At 66.7% G+C, this 22,522-nt stretch carries 21 protein-coding genes and 2 riboswitches; of the genes, 1 reads left to right on the forward strand and 20 read right to left on the reverse strand.

Annotated elements, in window-relative coordinates:
* Nucleotides 1-9 precede the first annotated feature (9 nt).
* The 17 genes from ACNI3R_RS07240 to ACNI3R_RS07320 all read right to left on the reverse strand — a co-directional run bounded on the left by ACNI3R_RS07240 (nt 10) and on the right by ACNI3R_RS07320 (nt 17,143).
* The gene (locus ACNI3R_RS07240; protein WP_426181276.1) at nt 10-1,041 is read right to left on the reverse strand and encodes a DUF3089 domain-containing protein; all 1,032 of its coding nucleotides are present in this window, start codon (nt 1,039-1,041) and stop codon (nt 10-12) included.
* On the reverse strand, nt 1,038-1,997 hold the full coding sequence (locus tag ACNI3R_RS07245; protein WP_426181279.1) for a VOC family protein: 960 nt from the start codon (nt 1,995-1,997) through the stop codon (nt 1,038-1,040). Before ACNI3R_RS07245 ends, ACNI3R_RS07240 begins: the two co-directional genes overlap by 4 nt.
* Nucleotides 1,994-3,499 (reverse strand): flavin monoamine oxidase family protein, encoded by a 1,506-nt coding sequence (locus tag ACNI3R_RS07250; protein WP_426181281.1) that lies wholly within the window; start codon nt 3,497-3,499, stop codon nt 1,994-1,996. Before ACNI3R_RS07250 ends, ACNI3R_RS07245 begins: the two co-directional genes overlap by 4 nt.
* The gene (locus tag ACNI3R_RS07255) at nt 3,496-4,452 is read right to left on the reverse strand and encodes an alpha/beta hydrolase (protein ID WP_426181283.1); all 957 of its coding nucleotides are present in this window, start codon (nt 4,450-4,452) and stop codon (nt 3,496-3,498) included. Before ACNI3R_RS07255 ends, ACNI3R_RS07250 begins: the two co-directional genes overlap by 4 nt.
* A complete protein-coding gene (locus tag ACNI3R_RS07260; protein ID WP_426181286.1) occupies nt 4,449-5,846 on the reverse strand; it encodes an MFS transporter in 1,398 nt (465 codons plus the stop codon). Before ACNI3R_RS07260 ends, ACNI3R_RS07255 begins: the two co-directional genes overlap by 4 nt.
* An 89-nt stretch (nt 5,847-5,935) precedes the next feature.
* Nucleotides 5,936-6,226: a DUF1330 domain-containing protein gene (locus ACNI3R_RS07265; protein WP_426181289.1), complete on the reverse strand. Its 291-nt coding sequence runs from the start codon at nt 6,224-6,226 to the stop codon at nt 5,936-5,938.
* A gap of 115 nt (nt 6,227-6,341) precedes the next feature.
* Complete coding sequence (gene cobU / locus ACNI3R_RS07270; protein WP_426181292.1) at nt 6,342-6,857, reverse strand: bifunctional adenosylcobinamide kinase/adenosylcobinamide-phosphate guanylyltransferase; 516 nt, start codon at nt 6,855-6,857, stop codon at nt 6,342-6,344.
* Nucleotides 6,854-8,326, reverse strand: a complete 1,473-nt coding sequence (locus ACNI3R_RS07275; RefSeq protein ID WP_426181294.1) for a cobyric acid synthase — start codon at nt 8,324-8,326, stop codon at nt 6,854-6,856. The genes cobU and ACNI3R_RS07275 overlap by 4 nt, the downstream gene beginning before the upstream one ends.
* Nucleotides 8,314-9,288, reverse strand: a complete 975-nt coding sequence (gene cbiB, locus ACNI3R_RS07280) for an adenosylcobinamide-phosphate synthase CbiB (RefSeq protein WP_426181297.1) — start codon at nt 9,286-9,288, stop codon at nt 8,314-8,316. The genes ACNI3R_RS07275 and cbiB overlap by 13 nt, the downstream gene beginning before the upstream one ends.
* The gene (cobD, locus tag ACNI3R_RS07285; protein WP_426181484.1) at nt 9,245-10,231 is read right to left on the reverse strand and encodes a threonine-phosphate decarboxylase CobD; all 987 of its coding nucleotides are present in this window, start codon (nt 10,229-10,231) and stop codon (nt 9,245-9,247) included. Before cobD ends, cbiB begins: the two co-directional genes overlap by 44 nt.
* Nucleotides 10,228-10,947 (reverse strand): adenosylcobinamide-GDP ribazoletransferase, encoded by a 720-nt coding sequence (locus ACNI3R_RS07290; RefSeq protein WP_426181300.1) that lies wholly within the window; start codon nt 10,945-10,947, stop codon nt 10,228-10,230. Before ACNI3R_RS07290 ends, cobD begins: the two co-directional genes overlap by 4 nt.
* Nucleotides 10,944-11,513 (reverse strand): histidine phosphatase family protein, encoded by a 570-nt coding sequence (locus tag ACNI3R_RS07295; RefSeq protein ID WP_426181302.1) that lies wholly within the window; start codon nt 11,511-11,513, stop codon nt 10,944-10,946. Before ACNI3R_RS07295 ends, ACNI3R_RS07290 begins: the two co-directional genes overlap by 4 nt.
* Nucleotides 11,510-12,523 carry a nicotinate-nucleotide--dimethylbenzimidazole phosphoribosyltransferase gene (gene cobT / locus ACNI3R_RS07300; RefSeq protein ID WP_426181305.1) on the reverse strand — a complete coding sequence of 338 codons (1,014 nt, stop codon included), beginning with the start codon at nt 12,521-12,523 and terminating at the stop codon, nt 11,510-11,512. Before cobT ends, ACNI3R_RS07295 begins: the two co-directional genes overlap by 4 nt.
* Nucleotides 12,520-12,930: a DUF1636 domain-containing protein gene (locus ACNI3R_RS07305; RefSeq protein WP_426181308.1), complete on the reverse strand. Its 411-nt coding sequence runs from the start codon at nt 12,928-12,930 to the stop codon at nt 12,520-12,522. The genes cobT and ACNI3R_RS07305 overlap by 4 nt, the downstream gene beginning before the upstream one ends.
* A gap of 112 nt (nt 12,931-13,042) precedes the next feature.
* Nucleotides 13,043-15,001, reverse strand: a complete 1,959-nt coding sequence (locus ACNI3R_RS07310) for a TonB-dependent receptor plug domain-containing protein (protein ID WP_426181311.1) — start codon at nt 14,999-15,001, stop codon at nt 13,043-13,045.
* A 143-nt stretch (nt 15,002-15,144) separates the two neighbouring features.
* Nucleotides 15,145-15,339, reverse strand: a riboswitch (cobalamin riboswitch).
* A 29-nt stretch (nt 15,340-15,368) separates the two neighbouring features.
* Complete coding sequence (locus tag ACNI3R_RS07315; RefSeq protein WP_426181315.1) at nt 15,369-16,142, reverse strand: ABC transporter ATP-binding protein; 774 nt, start codon at nt 16,140-16,142, stop codon at nt 15,369-15,371.
* Nucleotides 16,136-17,143 carry a FecCD family ABC transporter permease gene (locus ACNI3R_RS07320; protein WP_426181318.1) on the reverse strand — a complete coding sequence of 336 codons (1,008 nt, stop codon included), beginning with the start codon at nt 17,141-17,143 and terminating at the stop codon, nt 16,136-16,138. Before ACNI3R_RS07320 ends, ACNI3R_RS07315 begins: the two co-directional genes overlap by 7 nt.
* Before the next feature lie 47 nt (nt 17,144-17,190).
* On the opposite strand from ACNI3R_RS07320, the gene ACNI3R_RS07325 reads away from it, so the two are divergent.
* The gene (locus tag ACNI3R_RS07325; protein ID WP_426181320.1) at nt 17,191-18,039 is read left to right on the forward strand and encodes an ABC transporter substrate-binding protein; all 849 of its coding nucleotides are present in this window, start codon (nt 17,191-17,193) and stop codon (nt 18,037-18,039) included.
* On the opposite strand, the gene bluB is transcribed toward ACNI3R_RS07325, so the two are convergent.
* The 3 genes from bluB to alaS all read right to left on the reverse strand — a co-directional run bounded on the left by bluB (nt 18,026) and on the right by alaS (nt 22,511).
* Nucleotides 18,026-18,658, reverse strand: a complete 633-nt coding sequence (gene bluB, locus ACNI3R_RS07330; protein WP_426181323.1) for a 5,6-dimethylbenzimidazole synthase — start codon at nt 18,656-18,658, stop codon at nt 18,026-18,028. The genes ACNI3R_RS07325 and bluB overlap by 14 nt on opposite strands.
* 8 nt (nt 18,659-18,666) lie before the next feature.
* On the reverse strand, nt 18,667-19,275 hold the full coding sequence (gene cobO, locus ACNI3R_RS07335) for a cob(I)yrinic acid a,c-diamide adenosyltransferase (protein WP_426181326.1): 609 nt from the start codon (nt 19,273-19,275) through the stop codon (nt 18,667-18,669).
* Between the two features lie 268 nt (nt 19,276-19,543).
* Nucleotides 19,544-19,771: riboswitch (cobalamin riboswitch) on the reverse strand.
* A 76-nt stretch (nt 19,772-19,847) separates the two neighbouring features.
* The gene (alaS, locus tag ACNI3R_RS07340) at nt 19,848-22,511 is read right to left on the reverse strand and encodes an alanine--tRNA ligase (RefSeq protein WP_426181329.1); all 2,664 of its coding nucleotides are present in this window, start codon (nt 22,509-22,511) and stop codon (nt 19,848-19,850) included.
* Between the last annotated feature and the right edge of the window lie 11 nt (nt 22,512-22,522).

The raw sequence follows: 22,522 nt of genomic DNA on the forward strand, positions 1-22,522 counted from the left end.
TTCCATGGGTTAGCGGCGCTTATGCGCCTTGAGCCAGCTGCGCGCACGAAGCGTCGCATTGGCGGAAATATCAGCCCAGAACAGGCCGACATCGTGAAAATGCATCGATCCTCCGGGCAATGGCTTGAGCTCCAGTTCCGCCGCCGGCTGAACCAGCAACAGGCCATCGCGACATTCGGCGGCGACTGCCCCGGCTTTGATCGCTCCCATCGCCCCGAAGCCTGGATCGCCGGCGACAGCTCCCCTGGCTTCCGACGCTGGCGAGCGGGGACGACGCCTGTCGAAGGTGACCGGATTCACGCACAGCGGACTTCCCCCGTCCCGGCCGTCATTCTGCGCGGCGAAGGCGGCGGCATAGGCCTTCAGGTTCGGCGTGAGGTCGCTTCCCGCCAGGATCGAGTTCCACTGGACGAAGCAACCCGTCTGCGCCGGTTCCGCGCAGAGCGGTACGCCTGCGAAGCGGGGAGCGAGATCGCCGTCCATAAGGTTGATCCCGATGATGTAGACCGCGACCAGCTGCCGTTGCAGAGCCGTCCCCTTGATCCGCTTTTCGAGCAGCGATGCACTATGCGCCCCGCCCTGGCTATGACCGGCGATGATGAAGGGGCGGCCCTTGTTTTCATGCGCCAGATACCAGTCGAAGGCGCGTTCGACATCCGAATAAGCCAGGGCAAAGGCCGCGTCCCGGCGGGCCGGGTCCATCAGCGCCTTGCTCGTCGCCGCCCGGTAGCGCGGGGCGAAGATGCGGCAACAGGCCGAAAATGCGCTCGCCTGTCGCTGCACGGCGCTTTCTTCGGTCCACTTCAGCACGGCCGGATCGAGCGGATCATGGTTATAGTCGGTCGTCGACCGCGTGGTGGTCGGGTGAATCCAGAAGATGTCGACGCCGCGCATGGCCTTCACCGATGCTGCGCCCTGCGGCAGGCTGGTCACCGTGCTCCAGTAGCGACCCTGCGCATAATCCGGCGCCGGCGGTTCGGCGGCGGAGATCGTCGTCCCCACCACCCCCGCGATCATGGCTGCGATCAGTCCCAGTCTCATGCTTGACCCTCATAGAATATCAGCCGCGCGGCCCAAGGTGTCATCACCCAACCTGCCCGGACGATCATGTTCGATCCCCAGCGAACCTGTCGCGCAGCCCCGATTTCGGCCCCCTTGTTCTCTGCACGAGCGAGCAGCGTCGTCAGGTTGCTGACCGGGAAGCACAAGGACGCAAAGCCGCGCCAATCCGGCCGGTCGCTTCGAAAGTCCAGCGCTTCGCACGGATAGCGGATCAGCTCGACCGAACCCTCCATCTGGCCTCGCGCCTGCGCAATCAGCACCGCGACATCGCACTCCCGCGCCATATCCAAGGGCAAACCCATGACATTCCGCCCACCCTCATGTGTCAGCACCGTATCGACCAGAACCGTCCAATCCAGCACCTCGGTCACAAAGCGTCGACCTGCCTCCATATCGTCGACAGGAATGACCGAATTGAACGGGTTGCTGGCAGGTCCGTCAATATGGTCCCATCCCGTCAGCGGGGGCGAAAGCCGCTCCACCATCGCGAAGCACAGGCCGTCGCCATCATGGGCCAGCGCCTCCAGAACATCGGTTCCGCCCATGGAAAAGCGCGTGACGGGCGCGTGGGCCGCAAAGCCATTGCGGCAGAACCCAGCAAGCAGATCGTCGATCGGTCCGAGCGAACGCAGCGAAATGTCGAAAAAGCCACCAATGTCCCAGGGCCGAGCGCCCATGCGCCGGACCGGCGGCACGGAACCGGGCGACTGTAACAGGCGGATCCGCCCCCGCCCCGCCTGCGGCTGCACGATGACAAGTTCCTGCCAGCCATCGGCGGGCGCAATTGCGTGCAGGTCGAGGAAGCTGGCATCCGGATTGCCGCACGATTCCCGCACATAGCCCAGCACCACGCCGAGCCGGCCCGCCGTGGCCTCGGCGTCGGCCACTATGACGACGACTTCATCATAGCCGTTGTCGAGCGCCGGGTTGCTCACGCAGTGCGCTCGAGGATTTCGATTGCGGCGCGTTCGGCGCTTTCCATCGCCGATTCCATGCCGAAATCGGTGCGTCGCGTATGTTCGCCCGCGAAATGCATGACTTGCCAAGGTTTGATCATGTCGCGGGCGAAGGCGTTGACCTGCCCCGGCGCCAGGCTGAACCCGCAGCCGCGCTGCAGCGGATCGCGCAGCCAGTCCTTCCACGTCGCGACGCGGATCGCGCCCCTGGACGCAGGGCGCAGCCGGGCGAGCTCTCCGATCAGCAAAGCTTCGGCGTCGGCCCGGTCCAGCACCGAGACCGCCTGCGCGGTGCGACCGACGAGGACGAACATGCCGCGATGCGCGCCCTCCCCGCTATGGTTGTCGATCGCCCAGAACATCCCCATCGGACCGTCGCTTGAGATCGAGGGCGGCAGGCCATCCTCCTTCCAGAAGGGTCGTTCGACCGTGACGTAGAGACGCGCGGTGTTGGCATAGGGCATGGTCGTGATCGCCTGACGCGCGATCGGATTGGCGTTGCCGGTGATCTCCACCTCGCGCAGCATCGAGAAAGGGATGGTGCAGATCAGGAAGCGGCCGGAATAGACGCTGCCGTCGCTGCACGTCACCGTGCCGCCCGTATCGGACAGCGCTATACCGACCGCGCGCTTGCCCAGGCGCACCCGGTCGCCCAGCTTCGAGGCCATTGCGAGCGGCAGTGCGCTGCATCCACCGACGATATTGTTGATCGCAGCCAGTCCGCCCACGGATTTGTGGTCGTTGGCCTCGCCGAAGGCGTGGTCGCGCTTGGCACCGCTCTCGGCCGATGGGGTCGCCGCCGCTTCGCTCATGCGCCGTTCGATCCGCCCGCGCACTTCTTCCTGCCACATCCGCAGCACCGAGGTTTCGTCGATGCCGATGCCGGGCGCGGAATAGGCTGCAAGTTCGATCGCCTGCGCGCTGTGCCCCTTGCGGGTCAGAAGCTCGCGCAGCGAGATGTCATATTCGGAGAAACGCGGGTCGAGCCAGTCGTCCAGCTCCTGGAGCGGATTATATTTCGCCGACAGCGCCTGTCCGATCAGGTTCGGCGGGATTTTGCGTTCGTCGCCGACGCACTGATTGAGCGGATTGGCGGCCCAGTTCTTTCCGTCGATCCACTCCCCCGAAAAATGGCTGCCGAAGGTCAGCAGGTCGCGGTCTTCGCTGATCAGCTTCAGGCCGTGCCGCTCGCACGCGTCGAGCACGCGGGCATAGCCGCGCCCGACCTGGCTCGCGCCCACGTCGATCGGGCCGTCGACGGTCTGGACCGTCTGGACACGCCCGCCGACGCGGTTGTTCGCGTCGAGTAGGACGACCTTGAGGCCCTGCTCGACCAGCATTTCGGCCGAGCGCAGCCCCGATAGTCCCGCGCCGACGATGACGACATCGGCCTTCTCGGCGGCAAGCGCCATGCGCGGCACGCCGATGGCGGCGCCGACGGCGACGCCGGAGGAGAGGAATTGGCGACGGTTCAACGTCATTTGCTTTTCATCTCCGTGTCGAGCCACCAGCCGAATTCCTCGATCCAGTGGTCCGCCGTGGTTCCGCGCGCGGCCATGCCGAAACCATGGTTGCCGCGCTCGTAGAGGTGAACTTCGGGTCGATAGCCTGCCGCGAAGAGTTGATCGTAAAATGTCCGGAAGCCGACACCTACGGCCAGATCGTCCTGCGCCATGGCGAGGAACATGGGAGGCAGGCGGCCGGGCGCGGGCGTGGGCTTGGGCTGAAGCCAGGGCTCTTTCGGCGTGCCTTCCGGAAAAGGCAGATTGGCGGGCGGAATGGGCGGATTCACCTTGCCGAAGGGAAAGCCGTAGATCAGCCCGGCAAAGTCCGGGCGTTCCGCCGGATCGGCCGCGAACATGCTCATCCCCGCGACATGGCCACCGGCGGAAAAGCCCATGATGCCGACGCGGTGCGGATCGATCCGCCATTTGACCGCGTTGGCGCGGACGATCTTCAGCGCTTCGATCGCATCCTCGACGCCCGGATTGCCGCCGATGCCGGGCTCGAGCGTTTCCTGCACGCGCTTGCGCATCGCATCGTTGCTCTCGCCGGGCGGCGACTGGATCAGGCGATATTTGAGCACGAAGGCCGCGACGCCGTGCGCCGCCAGCCAGCGGGCCACGCGCGTGCCCTCATGGTGGATGGCGAGCAGGCGAAAGCCGCCGCCCGGCGCGACCACCACCGCCAGGCCGTTGGACTTGCCTGGTTCCGGCAGAAAGGGCTGAAGCGTCGGCACGGTGACGTTCCAGACCGTCTCGCCCTTGTCGCGCACGTCCTCCTGCACCGGAACCTTCGCGAGGCCCGGCCACCCCTTCATCGACGGCACGCCCTTCGGCCAGACGGGCATGGGGGGCAGTTCGCCCTCGGTGGACTGGGCTGCGACAGGCGCAGCACAGAGCAGCGCCAGCGCCAAGAGGGCCTTCCCTATCATTGCACGGTTTCTCCGTTGGTTAGCATTGCCGCTTCGGCGGCGACGAGAGCGACGGGGTCGAGGTCGTAGCGCAGCACCGCCAGGATCGCGGCAAACAGCGCGGCAGCCGGAACAGCCGCCACGCACAGCCTGATCGCCAGGATGGCGCTTTCGCCCTGCACGGCACCGGCTTCGGCCGAGGAGACATAGCCCATGGCTGACAGGAAGCCGCCCATCGCGGCAAGTGCGGCGGCGGACGACAGCTTGTCGAACAATGTGGTGAAGCCGGCAAAAGCGCCCTCGCGCCGCTGCCCGCTCTGGACATAGTCCCAGCGCACGGCATCCGACAGCATTGCATAGGCGCACAGGATCATGCCGCCGCCGGCAAGACCGCTGACGAGCGCGCGGGCGATGATCGCCACCTGTCCCTCGCCCGGTGCGGCCAGGATCCACGACAGATGCGACGCCGCGAACAGCGCCATCGCCGTGATGTAGCAGGGCTTCTTGCCAACGGTGCGCGACAGCCTGACCCATATCGGCATCGATGCCACCAGCGCTACGGTCGAGGCCATGAAATAGGTACCGAGCAGGCCGTCGCCGACCTTCAGCACGTGGCGGCTGAAATAGGCGAGCGCCGCCGATCCGATCGCGGTACCGAACAGCAGCAGGACATGCGCCAGAGCAAGAATGCGAAAAGGCCGGTTCGCCCAGGCCAGACGCGCCTGGCGAGCGAGATCGATGCCGCGCGGGGCATCGGGCGCGGCCACGGTGCGCGGCGCACTCGCAAGCAGCCGCACGGCGAGCGTGGTCGCGAGAAGGACGACCGCGCCGACCGTCAGCGCCATCGCCAGATGCCCGGCACGGTCGGCCCCGATACGCGCCAGCATCCAGGCCGGCAGGGTCGATCCGAGCAAGGTCCCCACGGCATTGCCATAAGTGCGCCACGCCATCAGTCGCGTCCGCTCATGCGGATCGGCCGAGCTTTCGATGACCATCGCAAAGCCCGGTATCGTGAGCAGGGTGAAACCCGACGCGTGGAGCGCGAGCGCCAGCGTCACCACGATCTGTGTCAGCAGGATCGACCCCAGGTCGGGCACGCCGAACAGCAGCGCCAGACCCAGGGGCATAGCGAAGCCACCGGCCAGCAGGAAAGGAAGACGCCGGCCCCAGCGTGTCCGGGCGTTGTCGCTCCAGGCACCGACCGCCGGATCCAGGAAACCGTCGTAGATCTTGACGCCTGCGAAGATAAGCCCGGCGGCGCCGGCAGCCATGCCCAGATTGTCGGTCAGGTAGCGCAGGCCCATGACCGTGACGACATTCTGGCCGGCCGCATGGGCGACGGGCACCAGGAAAGAACCTGCACGGATCGCCCAGCGCCGCGAAGACTTGTCGATCAGGCTGCTGGCTTCGCCCATGCTGGTGCTCCGCGCTGTCTTGGATGAGCAGAGACTGCCGCCTGACAAGGCCTTGGAGAGACCTGCATTGGCCTCTATCCGCCCTGCGGTCAGCCTTCGACCAGGGTCACGCTGATATCGGCCAGACCTTCGCGCAGCTTCTTCACTTCGGCATATTCGGGCGAGTTCCAGAAGCGCAGCGCGCTTTCCTTGTCGGGCCATTCGATCACGATGCCGGCCGCGCCATCGGCCCCCTCACCTTCCAGCACCAGCCCGCCTCGGCCGCGCAGGATGTATTTCCCGCCCATCTCTTCGGTCAGCTTCGCCACCGCCGGAGAATAGCGCGACACGAAGCGTTGAAGGTCGTGGACATGGGCGGTGATGATGAACCATGCGGGCATGGAAGCGTCTCCTTGAGAGGGTGCAACCTCCTGCTTCGCGCGGCCCAATGCGTCTCGGGCAGGTCTCTTGCGACTATGTCCGACAGGCGAACGGCAGCGACGACACGGATACGGTTCAGCCTTTCAGGCACAGCGCTATGCCCGCCGTCAGAAGCTGGACCTCCGGCACCGCTGCGGCGATCCGCTGGTTGACTATGCCCGCTTCGTCGCGAAAGCGCCGGGCCAAAGCATTGTCGGGCACGATGCCGAGGCCGACTTCGTTGGTGACAAGGATGACGGGGCCATCCGCCTGCCCCAGGGCCTCGACCAGCAGGGTCGTGGCAGCGAAGCAATCTGCATCGGACAGGATCAGATTGCTGGTCCACAAGGTCAGGCAGTCCACGAGCAGCAAAGCATCCGGCGCGGCATGAGCTGTGACCGCCTCTGCCAGCGCAAGCGGGCATTCGACGGTTTCCCAGTCAGGACCGCGATCGTCGCGGTGGCGGTCGATCCGGTCGCGCATCTCCGCATCGAAGGCCTGCGCAGTCGCAACGAACATGCGGCGCAATCCGGTCGCCTCGGCGCGCTGCTGGGCATAACGGCTCTTGCCCGATCGAGCGCCGCCGATCACCAGCAGATGCTGCGCATTCATGCCGCTCTCCCCCCGCCCGCTCGCGCCAGATCGATCATGGCCGACACGTCGAGATGCGTTTCGATCGCCTCAGCGAGCTCGTCCAGCGCAGCATCGACGCGCTGCCCATGGTCGAGACCGTCCGATGCTGCACCGAGACGATCGAGCAGCGCCACGCGGAAGCCGCCCTCTGCGAGCAGGCCGTGGACATAGCTGCCAATGATCCGGCCCGTCGGATCGATCGCGCCATCCTCGCCGCCATCATCGAAGCGGAGGAAGGGCACGACGCCCGCCGATCGCTGCGTCACACCCATATGCATCTCATAGCCGCTCAACCTCGCCCCCAACGCGGTCCCGCTGACCTCGCGCAGCATCTTGTGCGGCGCGAGGCAGGTGTCGACATCGAGCAGCCCCAGTCCTTCGACGCGGCCCGCCGGCCCCTCGATCCCGTCCGCGTCCTCGATCGACCGGCCGAGCATCTGGTAGCCGCCGCATAGACCCAGAACATGACCGCCGCGCCGGACATGGGCGCGCAGGTCGATGTCCCAGCCTTCGGCGCGGAAGGCGGCAAGGTCGGCGATCGTCGCCTTCGATCCGGGCAGGACGATCAACGCCGCCTCCGCCGGCAGCGGACGTCCCGGCGGAACCATGACCAGTTCGACCCCGGCTTCGGCCTTCAGCGGATCGAGATCGTCGAAATTGGCGATGCGCGGGATGATCGGACAGGCGATCAGGATACGGTCCTGCCGCCCTGCGGTGGCGTCCCTTTCCAGCACGACCGCGTCCTCGCTCGGCAGGCGCGCGACGGCCGAAACCCAGGGCAGCACACCATGGCCTTTCCAGCCCGACAGCATCTCGATCTGGCGATAGCCATCCTCGAACAGGGCGGGATCGCCGCGAAACTTGTTGATGATGAAGCCCCGGATCATCGCCGCATCCTCGGGATCGATCACCGTGCGGGTGCCGACAATCGCCGCGATCACCCCGCCCCGATCGATGTCGCCGATCAACAGCACCGGCACGTCTGCCGCACGTGCGAAGCCCATATTCGCGATGTCGCCTGCACGCAGGTTGATCTCGGCCGGCGAACCGGCGCCCTCGACCAGGACGATGTCGCAGTCCCGTTCGAGCCGGCGGAAGCTCTGCATCACCTCGTCTAGCAGCGGACGGCGCGCCTCGCGAAAATTGGCGGCGCCCAGCGTACCCCGGACCTTGCCATGGACGATCAATTGCGACGTGCGGTCGGCCTGCGGCTTCAGCAGCACCGGATTGAAATCGCTGTGCGGCGGCACTCGGCAGGCGATCGCCTGAAGCGCCTGCGCGCGGCCGATCTCGCCGCCGTCGATCGTTACCGCGGCGTTGTTGGACATATTCTGGGGTTTGAATGGCCGCACCGACAAGCCCCGGTTGACGAGCGCGCGACAGAGCCCCGCGACGAGCACCGACTTGCCGACATCGGAACCCGTGCCCTGCAGCATCAGCGCAGCCATGCCCATCCTCCTGCAATGATCCAGAGAAGTCCGCACGCCCGGGCATAGAGCGATAGCGCGCGGCGAATGTCGGCCGCCGTCGCGTCCGACCGCCCGTCACCGATCCATGGCTTGTCGAGCAATTGCCCGTCATAGCGCAAGGGCCCGGCAAGGCGCAGACCGAGTGCGCCGGCCATTGCTGCCTCGGGCCATCCGGCATTGGGCGACGCATGCTTGGCATGATCGCGTCCCAGCGCCCGCCATCCCCCACCGCCCGCCAGACAGAGCAGCAGGCCCGACAGCCGTGCCGGGATCAGGTTCAGCACATCGTCGAGCCGCGCCGCCGCCCAGCCGAAGGCGCGCCAGCGCTCCTCGCGGTGGCCGATCATGCTGTCGGCGGTGTTGACCGCCTTGTAGATCCACAAGCCAGGAAGCCCTCCGATGATCAGCCAGAACAAGGGCGCGACGACGCCGTCGCACCAGCTTTCGGCGAGGCTCTCGATCGCCGCGCGCGCCACGCCTGTCTCGTCGAGGACCTGCACGTCGCGGCCGACGATCCGGCCGACAGCGTCACGAGCGCCGGCCAGATCGCCTGTCTCGAGAAACTGCGCGACCGGGCGGACATGGTCGAACAGGCTGCGCTGCGCAAGCGCGGGCCAGCCGAGCAACGCGAGGGCGATCCACGCAGCACGGCCGAACACGATCCGACAGAGGCTTTCAATCGCGATCAGACCGGCGCCGACCAGCAAGACGAGGAGCAGCACCGTCAGCCCCCCGTGGATGCGACGACGTTTTGCGCTCCATGTGGGCCGGTTCCAGCGGCCTTCGCACAGCGCGATCAGCCGCGCGAAGCTGCCCACCGGGTGGCCGATCCGGCGATAGAGCCGGTCCGGCCAGCCCAGCGTAGCGTCAAGCGCCAGCGCGAGAACCGCGACCGGCTCAGCCACCGGCAAGCGCCCGATCGAGCCGGTCGAGGGCGGCATCGTCGCGCGGCATACCGATGCGCAGCCAGTGCGGATGTTCGGCAAAGGGGCGCACCAGAATGTGGCGACGCGCCAAATGTTCGAACAGGCTATCAGCCCGTTCGGTTTCGACCAGCCGAAAAAGCGGGCAAGCGCCGCGCGGTGCGAGGCCGTGTCGTTCGAGAACGCAATCGAGCCGCGCCGCATCGGCCGGAAGCCGCGCCCGGGTTTCCGCGATCCACAGCCGATCGCGATAGGCATGGCTGCCGATGGCGACAGCCGCCGCGCTCACTGGCCAGGCGCCGAGCATCGAACGCAAACGGGACAGGAAATCCGGAGGTCCGATCACGAAGCCGAGCCTCAGACCTGCCAGGCCAAAGAATTTGCCGAAGGAGCGCAGCACGATCAGCTTCCGGTGCGAGGACATGTCCCCGGCGAGACTTACCTCCGGGCGAGTATCGGCATAGGCCTCGTCCACCACGAGCCAGCGGCTACTCTTGGCGTCTTGCAAGGCAAGCAGGATGCCGCGGTCGATGATCCTGCCATCGGGGTTGTTCGGATTGGCGAGGACGATCGCCATGCCCGTGCCTGCGCCGCCGATCGCCCGAACGAGAGTGACGCATTCCGCCCGGTCGAACATTTCGACATGGGTGCGATAGCTGGGTTCGACGACTGTGCCCGCCCCGTCCAGCAGGCCGCCGATCAGGCGAAGTGCGATCTCGCTGCCCGGAACTGCACAGACATAAGCGGCATCACATCCGAAATATGCTGCAGCAGCCTCTTCCAGACCGGCCAGCGCCTCGTCGTGAGGCAGCCGTGCCCAGTCGATCGACAGCGATGGCGGGATCGGCCAGGGCCGTGGATTGATACCAGTCGAGAGGTCGAGCCAATCGCTTTCCGCGCCGCCAAAACGGTCGCGCGCGGCCGTGATGGCGCCGCCATGCCAGGTCCAGCGCTCGATCATCGCACCCAGCCCGCAGCGACGACGCACAGCAGCAGCCAACTCTCGGTCAGCTCTATCCCGGCGCCATGGCTGTCGCCCGAAATGCCGCCAAGCTTGCGCGATACGAAGACATGCCAGGCGATCAGGGCAGGAAGCGCAGCCAGTGGAACCGGCGCGATGATTGAGGACAGCCCGAGCAGACCCAGCCAGATCAAAAGATGCCGAGGCTTCGTGCCGCTGCGGAGGCCGCTCGCGAGACCGCCATGGAGCGGCGGCAGGCTCAACGTCCAGAAGATCGGGCCGATCCTTGCCACGACGGGTATGAACAGCAGAGGAAGCCAGGCTTCGCCGACAATGGCAGCGTGCAGCAGGACCAGCTTCGTCGCGATCTGCGCCCCGATGGCGACGACGCCGAAGCTGCCGATATGCGGGTCGGCCATGACCTTCGACAGCCGCTCGGGGTCGCCATGCGCCGCGCCGAGGCCGTCGACGACATCCGCCAGCCCGTCGAGGTGCAGCGCGCCGGTCATACCGATCCAGGCCAGCAGCGCGAACAGCGCGGCGACCCAGGGATCATGGGGGTATAGCAACAAGCCCGACGCCATGACCGGCACGCCTACGACCAGCCCGGCTGCAGGCAACCAGGGCATGAGCCGGTCGAAGTCCGCAATGCGCGCGATGCGCCGTGGCAGCGGCAGGCGCGTCATGAACAGGAGGGCCGCAACGAGCCCCTTCATGCGCGCAATCCCACGATCTGCGCGACGCCACCATCGCCCGGCCAGATTTCGAGGCTGATCAGCGCGGCATTGCCCAGCTGGAAGGCCCAGACCTGCCGCATGTCGAAGCCGCAAAGATGCGCGAGCGCTGCGCGGATCGATCCGCCATGGGCGACCACCAGGGTCGAACGGCGCTCCATATCGGCCAGCGCATCCGCCACGCGGCGGACGAGATCGGACCATCGCTCGCCTTCATCCGGCGGATGTCGATCGGGATCGTCCCAGAAGCGGGACAAAGCGGCGGGATCGAGGTCGCGAGCGTCCAACCCGTCCCAGCGCCCGAAATCGAGTTCGCGCCAGGCCGGATCGATCCGCAGGTCGACGCGATACGCCTGAGCGATGCGTTCGGCGGCGACGGCACAGCGCTGCAGGTCCGAACTTACCACCAGGTCGAAGCTCAGGTCCGCAACCTGTTCGAGGCAATCGCCTATTCCGGACGCCGTCGGTACCACATCGGTGCGCCCGTTGAACCGCCCGCCATCGGCGGTCGCCCCGTGACGCAGAAGATGCAGCGCGAACGGTCTCATGCGCGGTCAGCGACCCCCGCTTCCGCGAAGCTCGCCATGCCGGCATGGGCGTCGAGCGCCGCCCGGACCAGCATCGCCGCGAGCGCCGCGCCACTCCCCTCTCCCAGGCGCATGTCGAGGTCGAGCAAGGGGCGCAGGCCGAGCCGCTCGAGCAGGCGGATGTGGCCGGGTTCCGCCGATCGGTGGCCGGCGAGGCAATGGGCCGTGATCGCCGGATTGTCCGCTGCAAGGGGAGCGATGGCGGCACAGCAGATATAGCCGTCGAGAAGGACGGGGACGCGCAATTGCCGCGCGTGCAGGACGGCGCCGGCAATCGCCACGATCTCACGACCGCCCAGACGACGCAGCGTCTCGAAGGCCGTGGACGGAGCGTCGCGATGCCGCGCCAGCCCCGCCTCGACCACCGCGATCTTGCGTGCCATCCCGGCATCGTCGACGCCGGTCCCTGGCCCGGTCCACAGCGCTACTGCGCCCCCGAAACTGCGCGCTGCGAGCACGGCCGCTGCCGTCGAATTGCCGATGCCCATTTCGCCGAGCACGATCAGATCGAGGTCCGGGGATACCGTCCCCGCACCGATCGACAGCGCTTCGAGGCATTCGTCGACCAAGAGCGCCGGCCCTTCGGTGAAGTCGGCGGTCGGTCGATCGAGTTCGATCGCGACGACCTCCAGCGCGAGACCTGCGGCGCAGGCGAGCGCATTGATGGCCGCCCCGCCTGCCTGGAAATTCGCAACCATCTGTGCGGTGACGGCGACCGGAAAGGCGCTGACGCCGCGGGCGGCGACGCCGTGATTGCCCGCGAAGACTACGACCTTCCCTTTGTCGAACGTCGGGATCGGTCTGCCCTGCCAACCGGCCATGAACAGTGCCAGTTCCTCCAGTCTGCCGAGTGATCCTCTCGGCTTGGTCAGACTGTCCTGACGCAGACGCGCCACCGCGATCGCGTCGGCATCCGCCTCACCGATATCGCGCAGGGCCTTGTCGACCGCATCGACCGACGCATAGATCATGGCAGGATATGGCCTTCGGGGGGCGAGCGGGTCAGGAAATGGCCTTTCACGCCCTGCGGCCAGTCGGCATAGCGCACGCTGCCGAGGTCGCTGTCGGCGTAGAGCAATGCATAGTCGAGGATCGCCCTTGCCGATTCTTCATCCGGCGCGAAACGGCCAAGGACATAGCTGAACTTGCCCGCCGCCCGCAGATGCACCGCCACAGGCTCACCGCAAGCGAAGAGGCAGGGCATCGCCTGGATGTCTATCCCCTGGTAGCGCGGGTCGCAGTCGCGGACGGTCTTCAGCATCTGACCGAACAGCGCACCGCCGCCGCGCCCGTCGCCCTCTCCGCGCTGTTCCGGGGACAATCTGCAGGTGCTGCACGCGACGATCGAGAGGCCCGATCCGACCGGTTGAAAGGTCATGCCGTCCTCCCGTCTCTATATTGGACGGCAGCGGGAAGCGGCCGCATCCTCAGGATGCGACCGCCGCCCTTCCCCCGCCGAAGCGAGATCCTCGATGCGGGGGAGATTCGCATCAGAAGCGTCCCCGCACGCCGGCATAGATGCTGCGACCGAGAGCGCCGTAGCGATAGGCCGTCATATAGCCCTCATCGAACAGGTTCTCGACGCGGGCGAACAGGCGCAGCTGATCGGACAGCGCATATTCGGCGCGCAGATCGACCAGCGTGTAATCGTCGAGCCGCTGGCTGTTCGATGCGTTGTCGAAGCTATGTCCCGACCAGCGCAGCGCGACGCCGGTGGTAAGACCCATCGGCCAGGCGTAGCTGATCGAGCCATTGGCCTGCTGGCGCGGTCGGCGGGGAAGCCATTTGCCGAAATTGGCGGTTCCGGGCGACCGGTCCTCGGCCATAGTCCACGTGTAATTGGCGTCGATCGACAGGCCGGCCACCGGCGTCAGACTGGCCTGCGCCTCGATGCCCTGGGCCTTCGCCCGCGACACATTCTGATAATAGCCGAAACGGCGGATCGTTGTGCCGGGCTGGAAGCAGAGCGGCGTGGTCGAACTGCTCGAGCAACCGATATAGACGATCAGGTCCCGGCTGGTGCGCTCGAACCAGACCGCTCCGATCTGCGCGCGGTTTCCGAACAGCCGCTGTTCGGCACCCGCTTCCCAGCCATGCGCCCGCTCGGGAGACAGGGCGTCGTTCCCATATTCCGAATAGAGCTGATAGAGCGTCGGCGCCTTGAACCCCTCGCCATAGCTGGCCCTGATCCGCGTGCCGGTCGACAAATTGACCACGCCGCCGGCAGAAAACAGGGTCTTGGCGCCGTAGCGCGCGTGATCGTCACGACGCACCCCGGCGTTGAGCGTGAGTGCCGTGATCGGCTGCAGGCTGAGCTGTCCGTAGACTGCGGTGATCTCGCTCTTGCCGCTCACAGGCGCTGGGATGGGCGTCGACAAGGAGGCCGGAGGCGAAACGCTGCGGAAGCGCGAGCGCTCATTCTCGACCCCGAAGATCAGGATGTCGCGCTCGCTGATCGCAAAGCTGCCCTGATATTCGAGCCGCTGGTTGCGCCCGGCGGCATCGAAGGTCTTGGCCCGCTGGTTGCGCGGGTCATAATTGTCGCGGTTGGTGTCGGTATAGCCATAAGCAAAGCGGTTGCGCAGCCGCTTGTCGAACAGGTCGACGTTCAGGCCAGCATAGCCGACGAACTCCCGGCTCGTCCCATAAGCCGGGTTATCCGCCCCCACTGCGTCGAAGTCGTTGCGGCCGCGCGCATAATAGCCGCGAACATCGGCACGGACATTGTCGCTGATCTCCAGTTCGGCGCGACCCGACAGGTTGCGGTTGGTATAACCGTCGCGTTCGCGCCCGCCGAAGGATGAGGCGAAAGCCGAGATGCCGTCGGTGGTGAAGGCCTGGCCGCCGATCCGCCAGGTGAGCCGCCCCTGCTTGCCGCCCAATGCGGCCCGGGCGCTGGCGGTCTCGCGCGATCCGGCCTCAATGTCGAAACTGCCTTCGAGCGGCGCCTTGGGCAGCGGGGTGACGATGTTGACCACGCCGCCGATCGCCTGGCTGCCCCACAGGATCGACTGCGGCCCGCGCAGCACCTCGATCCGCGCCGCGTCGCCGACCAGCAGGTTGGAGAAATTATAGCCACCGCCGGTGGACGAGGGATCGTTGAGTTTGACGCCGTCGATCACGACCACGGTCTGGTCGCTCTCGGCACCCCGGATGCGGAGCGAGGTCGACGTGCCATAGCCGCCGTTGCGGGCGATGCTGATGCCGGGCGTGCGCAGAAGCAATTCGGTGACGCCAATGTCCTGGCTGCGGTCGATCGCGGCCTTGTCGAGCAGGGTGATCGAGTCCGGCACGCGCTCGATGCTCAGCGGGAGGCGGGTCGCCGTGACCAGGATGGTGTCCACATCGGCAGCGGCGTCGGGCGGCGGAGCCTCCTGACCGTCGTCGGCCAGTGCGGCCGAGGTGGCGGAGGTCAGAAGCAGGCAGAACAGAGACAATTGTTTCAACACGAATGGGCACCCCATGACGAAGGAGCCGCACCCGCAGGGGGACAAGCGGGCCAAGAAGGCACGACATATCCCCGCGCAAAGCACGGTCCAGACATGTCGTCTCTCGGGTTTACCCCCGTCCGCTCGGCACACCCTGTCCGCGCGAAGGACGACCGCGACGGGCAGGTCTCCTGGCTTGCGGGTCAACGCCGTGTTCGTGCCGCCTTCTCAGGATCGCAAAGATCCCAATGGCATGTGGCCCGATGGCTCGCCGCTCACAGTTGCAGGGGCAGCCGGGGTCTCGAACCCCGTTCCCTTTTCATCCCCGTCTCCGGGGAACCTGTCGCAACCGGGTCGTTACCGCAGTGCGGCAGCGGGCGTCAATCGTCTATCCACGTCCTGCCGTCACGACGGAGCGAACTCCGTCCGCCTCATTCATATGCGCTTTAATTCCATAGACTTCCGAGAGGTTTCTCGAAGTCACCACAAGTTCCGGTGACCCATCGGCAACCAGCTTTCCGTGATTCATCAGCAGCAGCCGACCACAATGGCGAGCCGCCATCGTCAAGTCGTGGAGCACCACGACGACCAGCGCGCCTTGTTTCGCCTCCCGCTCGAGCAGCACCATCATGTCGATCTGATGACCGGGGTCCAACGCTGCCAAGGGTTCGTCCGCCAGCAAACCACCTGCGCCCACGGCGAGAGCCCGCGCCATCATCACCCGCGCCCGCTCACCGCCCGACAATTCGGTGACGGTGCGCTGGGCGAGATGCTCGATCTCGGTCCGCTGCATCGCCTCGGTCACCGCAGCGCGGTCGGCGTCGCTCATGCGCGACAGAGGGCCCATATGGGGCAAGCGGCCGAGCGCCACGAGGCGTTCGACACTGAGCGGCCAATGGAGATTCTGCCCCTGTGGCAGATAAGCCAGACGCTTCGCCCGATCGGACGGCGCAATATCCGCGATCGCACGGCCGTCGATCCGCACCTCCCCCGACGCAGCGCCGAGCAGGCCCAGCATGCCGCGCACGAGGGTCGACTTGCCGGCGCCATTGGGCCCGATGATCCCGATCAGCGATCCACCCTGCAGATCGGCACTGACGCCGTCGACGACCGCGCGATCACCCAGTCTGAGCACCAGATCGCGAACAGAGATGGTCACCATGCGCGGCGCTCCCGGAGAAGATGGACGATGAAGACCGGCACGCCCAGAAAGGCCGTCACCACGCCCAGTTTCAGTTCGTTGGACGTCGGTAGCAGGCGGACCAATATGTCGGCGAGGGTCAAAAGCGTTGCGCCCGCAATCATCGACGGCACCAGCGTCGCCGACGGGCTCCGGTCGGTAAAGGGACGGACCAGATGCGGCACGATCAGTCCGACGAAGCCGATCGCCCCCGACACGGCGACCGCACCGCCGACGCCGATCGCGACGCCCAGCAAAAGCCGACGCCTGCTCCGCCCGAGATCGAAGCCGAGCGAGCGGGCGCCGTCCTCCCCCAGCGCCAGCGCATCGAGCACCCGACCGTCACGCAGCAGAAGAAACGCGCCGAGCGCGACGCAGGGCAGCGCGATCCAGACATGCTCGATCGAGCGATTTTCGACTGATCCGAGCAGCCAGGTCATGATCTCCATCGCAGCGAAGGGATTGGGCGACAGATTGAGCGCCAGACTGATCCCGGCACTCGCCAGCGTCGCGATCGCGATGCCCGACAGAATCAGGGTGAGCGGGCTTTCGCCATGGCCGGCCAGGAAGACGAGCAGCGCCAGCGCGATCAGCGCCGCCCCGATCGCCATCAGCGGCAGCAGCACGACGTTCCATTCGGACAAGCCATAATAGATCGCACCCACCGCCCCGAGCGCCGCCGCGTTCGACGCGCCGAGCACCGAGGGCTCGGCGAGCGGGTTGCGCAGATAGCCCTGGAGGACCGCCCCGGCGAGACCCAGCATCGCTCCGACCGCAAGCCCGACCAGGGCTCTCGGCAGTCGAAGATCGATCAGGATGATGCGCGCCACCATATCGCCCTTGCCGACCAGAACCGCCGCCATGCGCGCAAGGCTGATCGGCACAGCGCCGAGCGCGATCGAACCGACAGCCGCCATCAGGAGCAGCAGCAAGAGAATCGGCATCAGCGCGGGGTGATGGCGTTGTCTGGTCGCGCTTATCATAAGAGCGCTCCTGCCTCTGGCGGCTTGCCTGCCGTGAAACTCTGTCTATGAGCGCCGGCACCATGCACCTGCGCCCTGCTCTTCTCGCCGGTCTTGCGACCCTGGCCTTCGCCTTGATCCCCGCCACCATGGCCGATGCACGCCCCGCGAGCGCGCCCAAGCGGATCGTGTCGCTCAATCTGTGCGCCGACCAGCTGGTGCTGGCGCTGGCCGATCGGGACCAGATTGCGGGGCTGACGCGCAACGCCACCGACGTCGAGATGTCGGCGATGGCGAGCAAGGCGGTTGGCCTGCCGGTCGCCGACAACTCGGCCGAACGGATATTGACGATCAATCCCGATCTGGTGGTCGGCATGCCCGCCCGCCGCAGCGCCGCGATGCGCATGCTGCGCTCGCAAAAATACAAGCTGCTCGATCTCGAGACTGCCGACGACCTTGCCGGGATATACACGTCGATCCGCGCAACGGCCGAAGCGGTCGGCCATCCCGAACGGGGCGAGATGCTGATCGCCGAGATGGAGCGCGGCCTGGCCGGCATCCAGTCCGCCGGGCGCGGCCGTGTCGCCGCCTATTATCAGCGCCGCGGCTTCATGACGGGTACCGGCACGCTGATCGACGACATCATGCGGCGCGTCGGCCTCGTCAATCTGGCCGGCCGCCTCGGCAAGCCCGCGCTGGCGCAGCTGAGCGTCGAGGAGATGGTGGCTGCCCACCCGGACTTCCTGATCGTCGAGAGCGCGACGGACCGGATCACCGATCAGGGGACCGAAATGCTGCACCATCCGGCGCTGCGCGACATTCCCCGGATCAGCATCCCGCAGGCCTGGACGGTGTGCGGCACCCCCGACTATGTCCGCGCGACGCGGGCGATTGCGGCTGCGATCACAGCACACTGACATTCTCCTGCCACGGCACCCGCGCCTGCCAACCGCGTCGCTGCAGTTCAGGGAGATCATCTTCACGCTCGGCTTGTCCGAGACACAGCAAAGCGACAAAGCGCCAGGACGGCTCGGCCCCGAGCAGTGTCGCCACATGGTCCGGCCGCACAACCGACACCCAACCCAGTCCGATCCCGCGGGCCCGCGCGGCAAGCCAGAGCGTGTGGATCGACAGCACGACCGAATAGCGCAGCGCTTCGGGCATGGTCGCAGCCCCGAGCCCACGGCCGCGGGGTCCGTCTTCGTCGCAGAAGACCGCCACGATCTCCGGAGCTTCGCGCAGCCCGTGCAGCTTGAGCGCGTCATAACGCCCCCGCAGGCGGGGATCGCTGTACCGATCGCCCGCCGCCCGGACCTGTTCGTCGGCATGGGTTGCAAGCGCCGCACGCAGATCCGTGCTGCGGATGCGGACGTAGCGCCATGGCTGGGCATTGCCGACCGAGGGCGCCAGCTGGGCGATGCGCAGCAGATCCTCGACCAGCGCCTCGTCCAGCGCATCGCTGCGAAAGTGCCGGACATCGCGACGCCAGAGCAGCAGTTCCTCCAGCGCCCCCGGCAGGTCCGGCGGGCACGACATCGGCATGGTCAATATTCTATGCCGGGCTGGGCGCGGACGTTCTGATCGCGAAAGGGGTGCTTGATCGAGCCCATGTCGGTAACGAGATCCGCCATGTCGATCAGTTCCTGCGGCGCGTTGCGGCCGGTCACGACCACATGGGTCATCGGCGGCTTCGTCCGCAGTACCTCGAGCACTTCCTCGACCGGCAGATAGCCATAGCGCAGCACGATGTTCAGTTCGTCCGCCAGCACGAGCCGATAGCTGGGATCGGCGATCATGCGCTTGACCTCTTCCCAGGCCGTGCGCGTGACCGCGATGTCGCGCGACCGGTCCTGCGTGTCCCAGGTGAAGCCCTCGCCCATCGGCTTGAACTCGACGAGCTGCGGAAATTGATCGAACACGACCTTCTCGCCGCTGTCCATCGCGCCCTTCACGAACTGGATCACGCCGACCTTCATGCCGTGGCCGATCGCGCGGATGACCATGCCGAGTGCGGCGGACGTCTTGCCCTTGCCGGTGCCGGTGTGGACGATGATCAGCCCCTTCTCGACGGTCTTGGTCGCGATCTTGCGCGCCTGGGCCGCCTGGAGCTTGACCATCTTCTCCTTATGCTCCTCGTCGGTGCGGGTCTTCATGCGACAACCTCCCGGCAAGCGGAGGAAGCTTCGTCCGGCGAAGCGGACATCGGATGATAGGCGGGTTCGGTCATGCTCATTCCCCGTGCGCCGACGACGATCGGCGGGGGCGAGCATCGTTGGCCGGCGAAAGCCGGCGCGCGACGACCGGCCGTCCTCCCCGGGCAGGCGCACGCGCCCACGGAAGACCGACCGCGCGGCCCCTGCCGCACTGCTTCGTCGCTCAGACGGAGAGAAAACCGTGCCATGGCCATCCCCTGGACCAGGCAAGAGCGACCGAGCGCCGGCAGGTCTCCTGGCTCACGGGTCACGGCACGATGCGCGGCCTTCCCAGTCGCCTTGCGGCATCCAGTGGCCTGCGCCTTCCCGGAGAAGACGCGCTGCGCATCGCGCTCGCCGCTTACAGTTGCAGGGACAGCCTCGGATTCGGAAGGGAGCCTTCCTCACCGCGTTCCCATTTTAAGCCCTTTCGGGCACCGGCGCGATCTGTCGAGCCCGACGCAGGGCGCCGGGTTCGCAAGCCTCATAGGAGATGGGGACGCGCCTGCCAAGCCGGCGCGTCGATCTGGAAATCAGTCGGAAAGCTGCGCCAGCTGCGCGCGAACCGCGTCGATCGCCTCTGCCGCACGCGCCCCGTCCGGACCGCCGCCCTGCGCCATGTCGGGACGGCCACCGCCGCCCTGCCCACCCAGCGCCGCCACTGCGGTCTTGACGAGATCGACGGCGCTGACCCGCTCGACCAGATCGGCGGTCACCCCGGCGGCGACGCTCGCGCGGCCCTCGTTGACGGCCACGATCATCGAAACGCCCGAGCCGAGGTTCGCCTTGGCATCGTCGACCAGCCCGCGCAGGCCCTTGGGGTCGAGCCCTTCGACATGCTGCGCAAGGAAGGCGACGCCACCGACCGTCTCCGGGCCTGCAGCCTCGGCCTTGCCGCCGCCGCCCAGCGCCAGCGCCTTCTTGGCGTCGGCCAGTTCGCGTTCGAGCCGGCGGCGCTCTTCCACCAGTGCGGCAATGCGCGCCGGAACCTCGTCGGGCGAGGTCTTGAGCGCGGCCGCAGCCTCCTTCAGCTTCTCGTCGCGCTGGGTGAACCACTGGCGTGCGCCCTCGGCGGTCAGCGCTTCGATGCGGCGGACCCCGCTCGACACCGCGCTCTCGCCAACGATCTTGAACAGCGCGATGTCGCCAAGCGCCGACACATGGGTACCACCGCACAGTTCGACCGAGTAATTCTTGCCGGGCGTGTCGGCGCCCAGCGCGCCCATCGACAGGACGCGAACCTCATCGCCATATTTCTCGCCGAACAGCGCCATAGCGCCGGCCTCGATCGCCGCGTCGGGGGTCATCAACCGGGTGGTGACCTCTTCATTCTCGCGAATGTGGCGGTTCACCTCGGCCTCGACCGCAGCGATGTCCTCGGGGGTCAACGCCTTGGGGTGCGAGAAGTCGAAGCGCAGGCGGTCGGCGGCGACCAGGCTGCCCTTCTGGGTGACATGGCCGCCGAGCCGGTTGCGGAGTGCTGCGTGCAGCAAATGGGTCGCCGAGTGGTTGGCACGGATGCGCGCACGACGCTCGCCGTCGACCGACAGGTGCAGTGCAGCGCCGACCTTGACGCTGCCGGACAGGATCCGGCCGCGATGCGCGTGCAGGCGACCGAGCGGCTTGGCGGTGTCCTCGACCGCGATCTCCAGCCCGTCGTCGCCGGTGATCGTGCCGGCATCGCCCATCTGGCCGCCGCTCTCGCCGTAGAAGGGCGTCTGGTTGGTGATCAGCACGACCTCGTCGCCGGCAGTCGCCTTGTCCGTGCGCTGCCCGTCCTTCACGATCGCGAGCAACTGGCCGTCGCCTTCCTCGCTGACATAGCCGGTGAACTCGGTGCCGCCGAACTCTTCGGCGATATCGAACCAGATCTCGTCGGAGGCCTTTTCGCCCGAGCCCTTCCACGCGGCGCGGGCTGCCGCCTTCTGCTCGGCCATCGAGCTGTCGAAGCCGCTGCGATCGACCGACAGGTCCTGCGCGCGCAGGGCGTCCTCGGTCAGGTCATAGGGGAAGCCGAAGGTGTCATAGAGCTTGAACGCCACCTCGCCGGGCAGCACGTCGCCGGCCTTCATGCCGGCGGTGGCCTCATCCAGCAGCTTGAGGCCATTGGCGAGGGTCTGGCGGAAGCGGGTTTCCTCCAGCTTCAGCGTCTCCTCGATCAGCGGCTGCGCGCGGACCAGTTCGGGATAGGCCGCGCCCATTTCGGCGACCAGGCTGGGCACCAGGCGGTGCATCAGCGGCTCAGCCGCACCCAGCAGATGGGCATGGCGCATCGCCCGGCGCATGATCCGCCGCAGCACATAGCCGCGCCCTTCATTCGCCGGCAGGACGCCGTCGGCGACGAGGAAGCCCGAGGCGCGAAGATGGTCCGCGATGACGCGGTGCGAGGCCTTGAAGTCGCCGTCGGTGGCGCTCCTGGTCAGTTCGCCCGAGGCCGCGATCAGCGTCTTGAAGGTGTCGGTGTCGTAATTGTCGTGGACGCCCTGCATCACGGCGGCGATGCGCTCCAGCCCCATGCCGGTGTCGATCGACGGCTTGGGCAGATCGATCCGCGTCTCCTTGTCGACCTGCTCATATTGCATGAAGACGAGGTTCCAGATCTCGACGAAGCGATCGCCATCCTCGTTCGGGCTGCCCGGCGGACCGCCGAAGATATGGTCGCCATGGTCGTAGAAGATTTCCGAACAGGGACCACAGGGCCCGGTGTCGCCCATCGACCAGAAATTGTCCGAGGTCGGGATCCGGATGATCCGGCTTTCGGGCATGCCGATCTTCTTCCACAGCCCGAACGCCTCATCGTCGGTGTGATAGACCGTCACCGTCAGCCGGTCGGGGGCAATGCCCCAGGTGCCGGTGATCAGATTCCAGGCCAGCGAGATCGCCCGTTCCTTGAAATAGTCGCCGAACGAGAAATTGCCGAGCATCTCGAAGAAGGTGTGATGCCGCGCCGTATATCCGACATTATCGAGGTCATTGTGCTTGCCGCCGGCGCGCACGCATTTTTGCGAAGACGTCGCGGTGGTGTAGCCGCGCTTCTCGAGACCGGTGAAGACATTCTTGAACGGCACCATCCCCGCATTGGTGAACATCAGCGTGGGATCGTTGTGCGGCACCAGCGGCGCCGACGGGACCAGTTCGTGGCCCTCCCGCGCAAAATGATCGAGGAAGGAGCGGCGGATGTCGTTGGTCGAGGTCATGCCAGCGACTT

The sequence above is a fragment of the Rhizorhabdus antheiae genome, assembly GCF_049889055.1.
Classification (GTDB): domain Bacteria; phylum Pseudomonadota; class Alphaproteobacteria; order Sphingomonadales; family Sphingomonadaceae; genus Rhizorhabdus.

Bases quoted from the DNA above. Each gene is read 5' to 3' on its own strand.
- ACNI3R_RS07240 (WP_426181276.1), bottom strand. From the start codon at position 1,041: ATGAGACTGGGACTGATCGCAGCCATGATCGCGGGGGTGGTGGGGACG.
- ACNI3R_RS07250 (WP_426181281.1), bottom strand. From the start codon at position 3,499: ATGACGTTGAACCGTCGCCAATTCCTCTCCTCCGGCGTCGCCGTCGGC.
- ACNI3R_RS07255 (WP_426181283.1), bottom strand. From the start codon at position 4,452: ATGATAGGGAAGGCCCTCTTGGCGCTGGCGCTGCTCTGTGCTGCGCCT.
- ACNI3R_RS07260 (WP_426181286.1), bottom strand. From the start codon at position 5,846: ATGGGCGAAGCCAGCAGCCTGATCGACAAGTCTTCGCGGCGCTGGGCG.
- ACNI3R_RS07265 (WP_426181289.1), bottom strand. From the start codon at position 6,226: ATGCCCGCATGGTTCATCATCACCGCCCATGTCCACGACCTTCAACGC.
- cobU (WP_426181292.1), bottom strand. From the start codon at position 6,857: ATGAATGCGCAGCATCTGCTGGTGATCGGCGGCGCTCGATCGGGCAAG.
- ACNI3R_RS07275 (WP_426181294.1), bottom strand. From the start codon at position 8,326: ATGGCTGCGCTGATGCTGCAGGGCACGGGTTCCGATGTCGGCAAGTCG.
- cbiB (WP_426181297.1), bottom strand. From the start codon at position 9,288: ATGCCGCCCTCGACCGGCTCGATCGGGCGCTTGCCGGTGGCTGAGCCG.
- cobD (WP_426181484.1), bottom strand. From the start codon at position 10,231: ATGATCGAGCGCTGGACCTGGCATGGCGGCGCCATCACGGCCGCGCGC.
- ACNI3R_RS07290 (WP_426181300.1), bottom strand. From the start codon at position 10,947: ATGAAGGGGCTCGTTGCGGCCCTCCTGTTCATGACGCGCCTGCCGCTG.
- ACNI3R_RS07295 (WP_426181302.1), bottom strand. From the start codon at position 11,513: ATGAGACCGTTCGCGCTGCATCTTCTGCGTCACGGGGCGACCGCCGAT.
- cobT (WP_426181305.1), bottom strand. From the start codon at position 12,523: ATGATCTATGCGTCGGTCGATGCGGTCGACAAGGCCCTGCGCGATATC.
- ACNI3R_RS07305 (WP_426181308.1), bottom strand. From the start codon at position 12,930: ATGACCTTTCAACCGGTCGGATCGGGCCTCTCGATCGTCGCGTGCAGC.
- ACNI3R_RS07315 (WP_426181315.1), bottom strand. From the start codon at position 16,142: ATGGTGACCATCTCTGTTCGCGATCTGGTGCTCAGACTGGGTGATCGC.
- ACNI3R_RS07320 (WP_426181318.1), bottom strand. From the start codon at position 17,143: ATGATAAGCGCGACCAGACAACGCCATCACCCCGCGCTGATGCCGATT.
- ACNI3R_RS07325 (WP_426181320.1), top strand. From the start codon at position 17,191: ATGAGCGCCGGCACCATGCACCTGCGCCCTGCTCTTCTCGCCGGTCTT.
- bluB (WP_426181323.1), bottom strand. From the start codon at position 18,658: ATGTCGTGCCCGCCGGACCTGCCGGGGGCGCTGGAGGAACTGCTGCTC.
- cobO (WP_426181326.1), bottom strand. From the start codon at position 19,275: ATGAAGACCCGCACCGACGAGGAGCATAAGGAGAAGATGGTCAAGCTC.
- alaS (WP_426181329.1), bottom strand. From the start codon at position 22,511: ATGACCTCGACCAACGACATCCGCCGCTCCTTCCTCGATCATTTTGCG.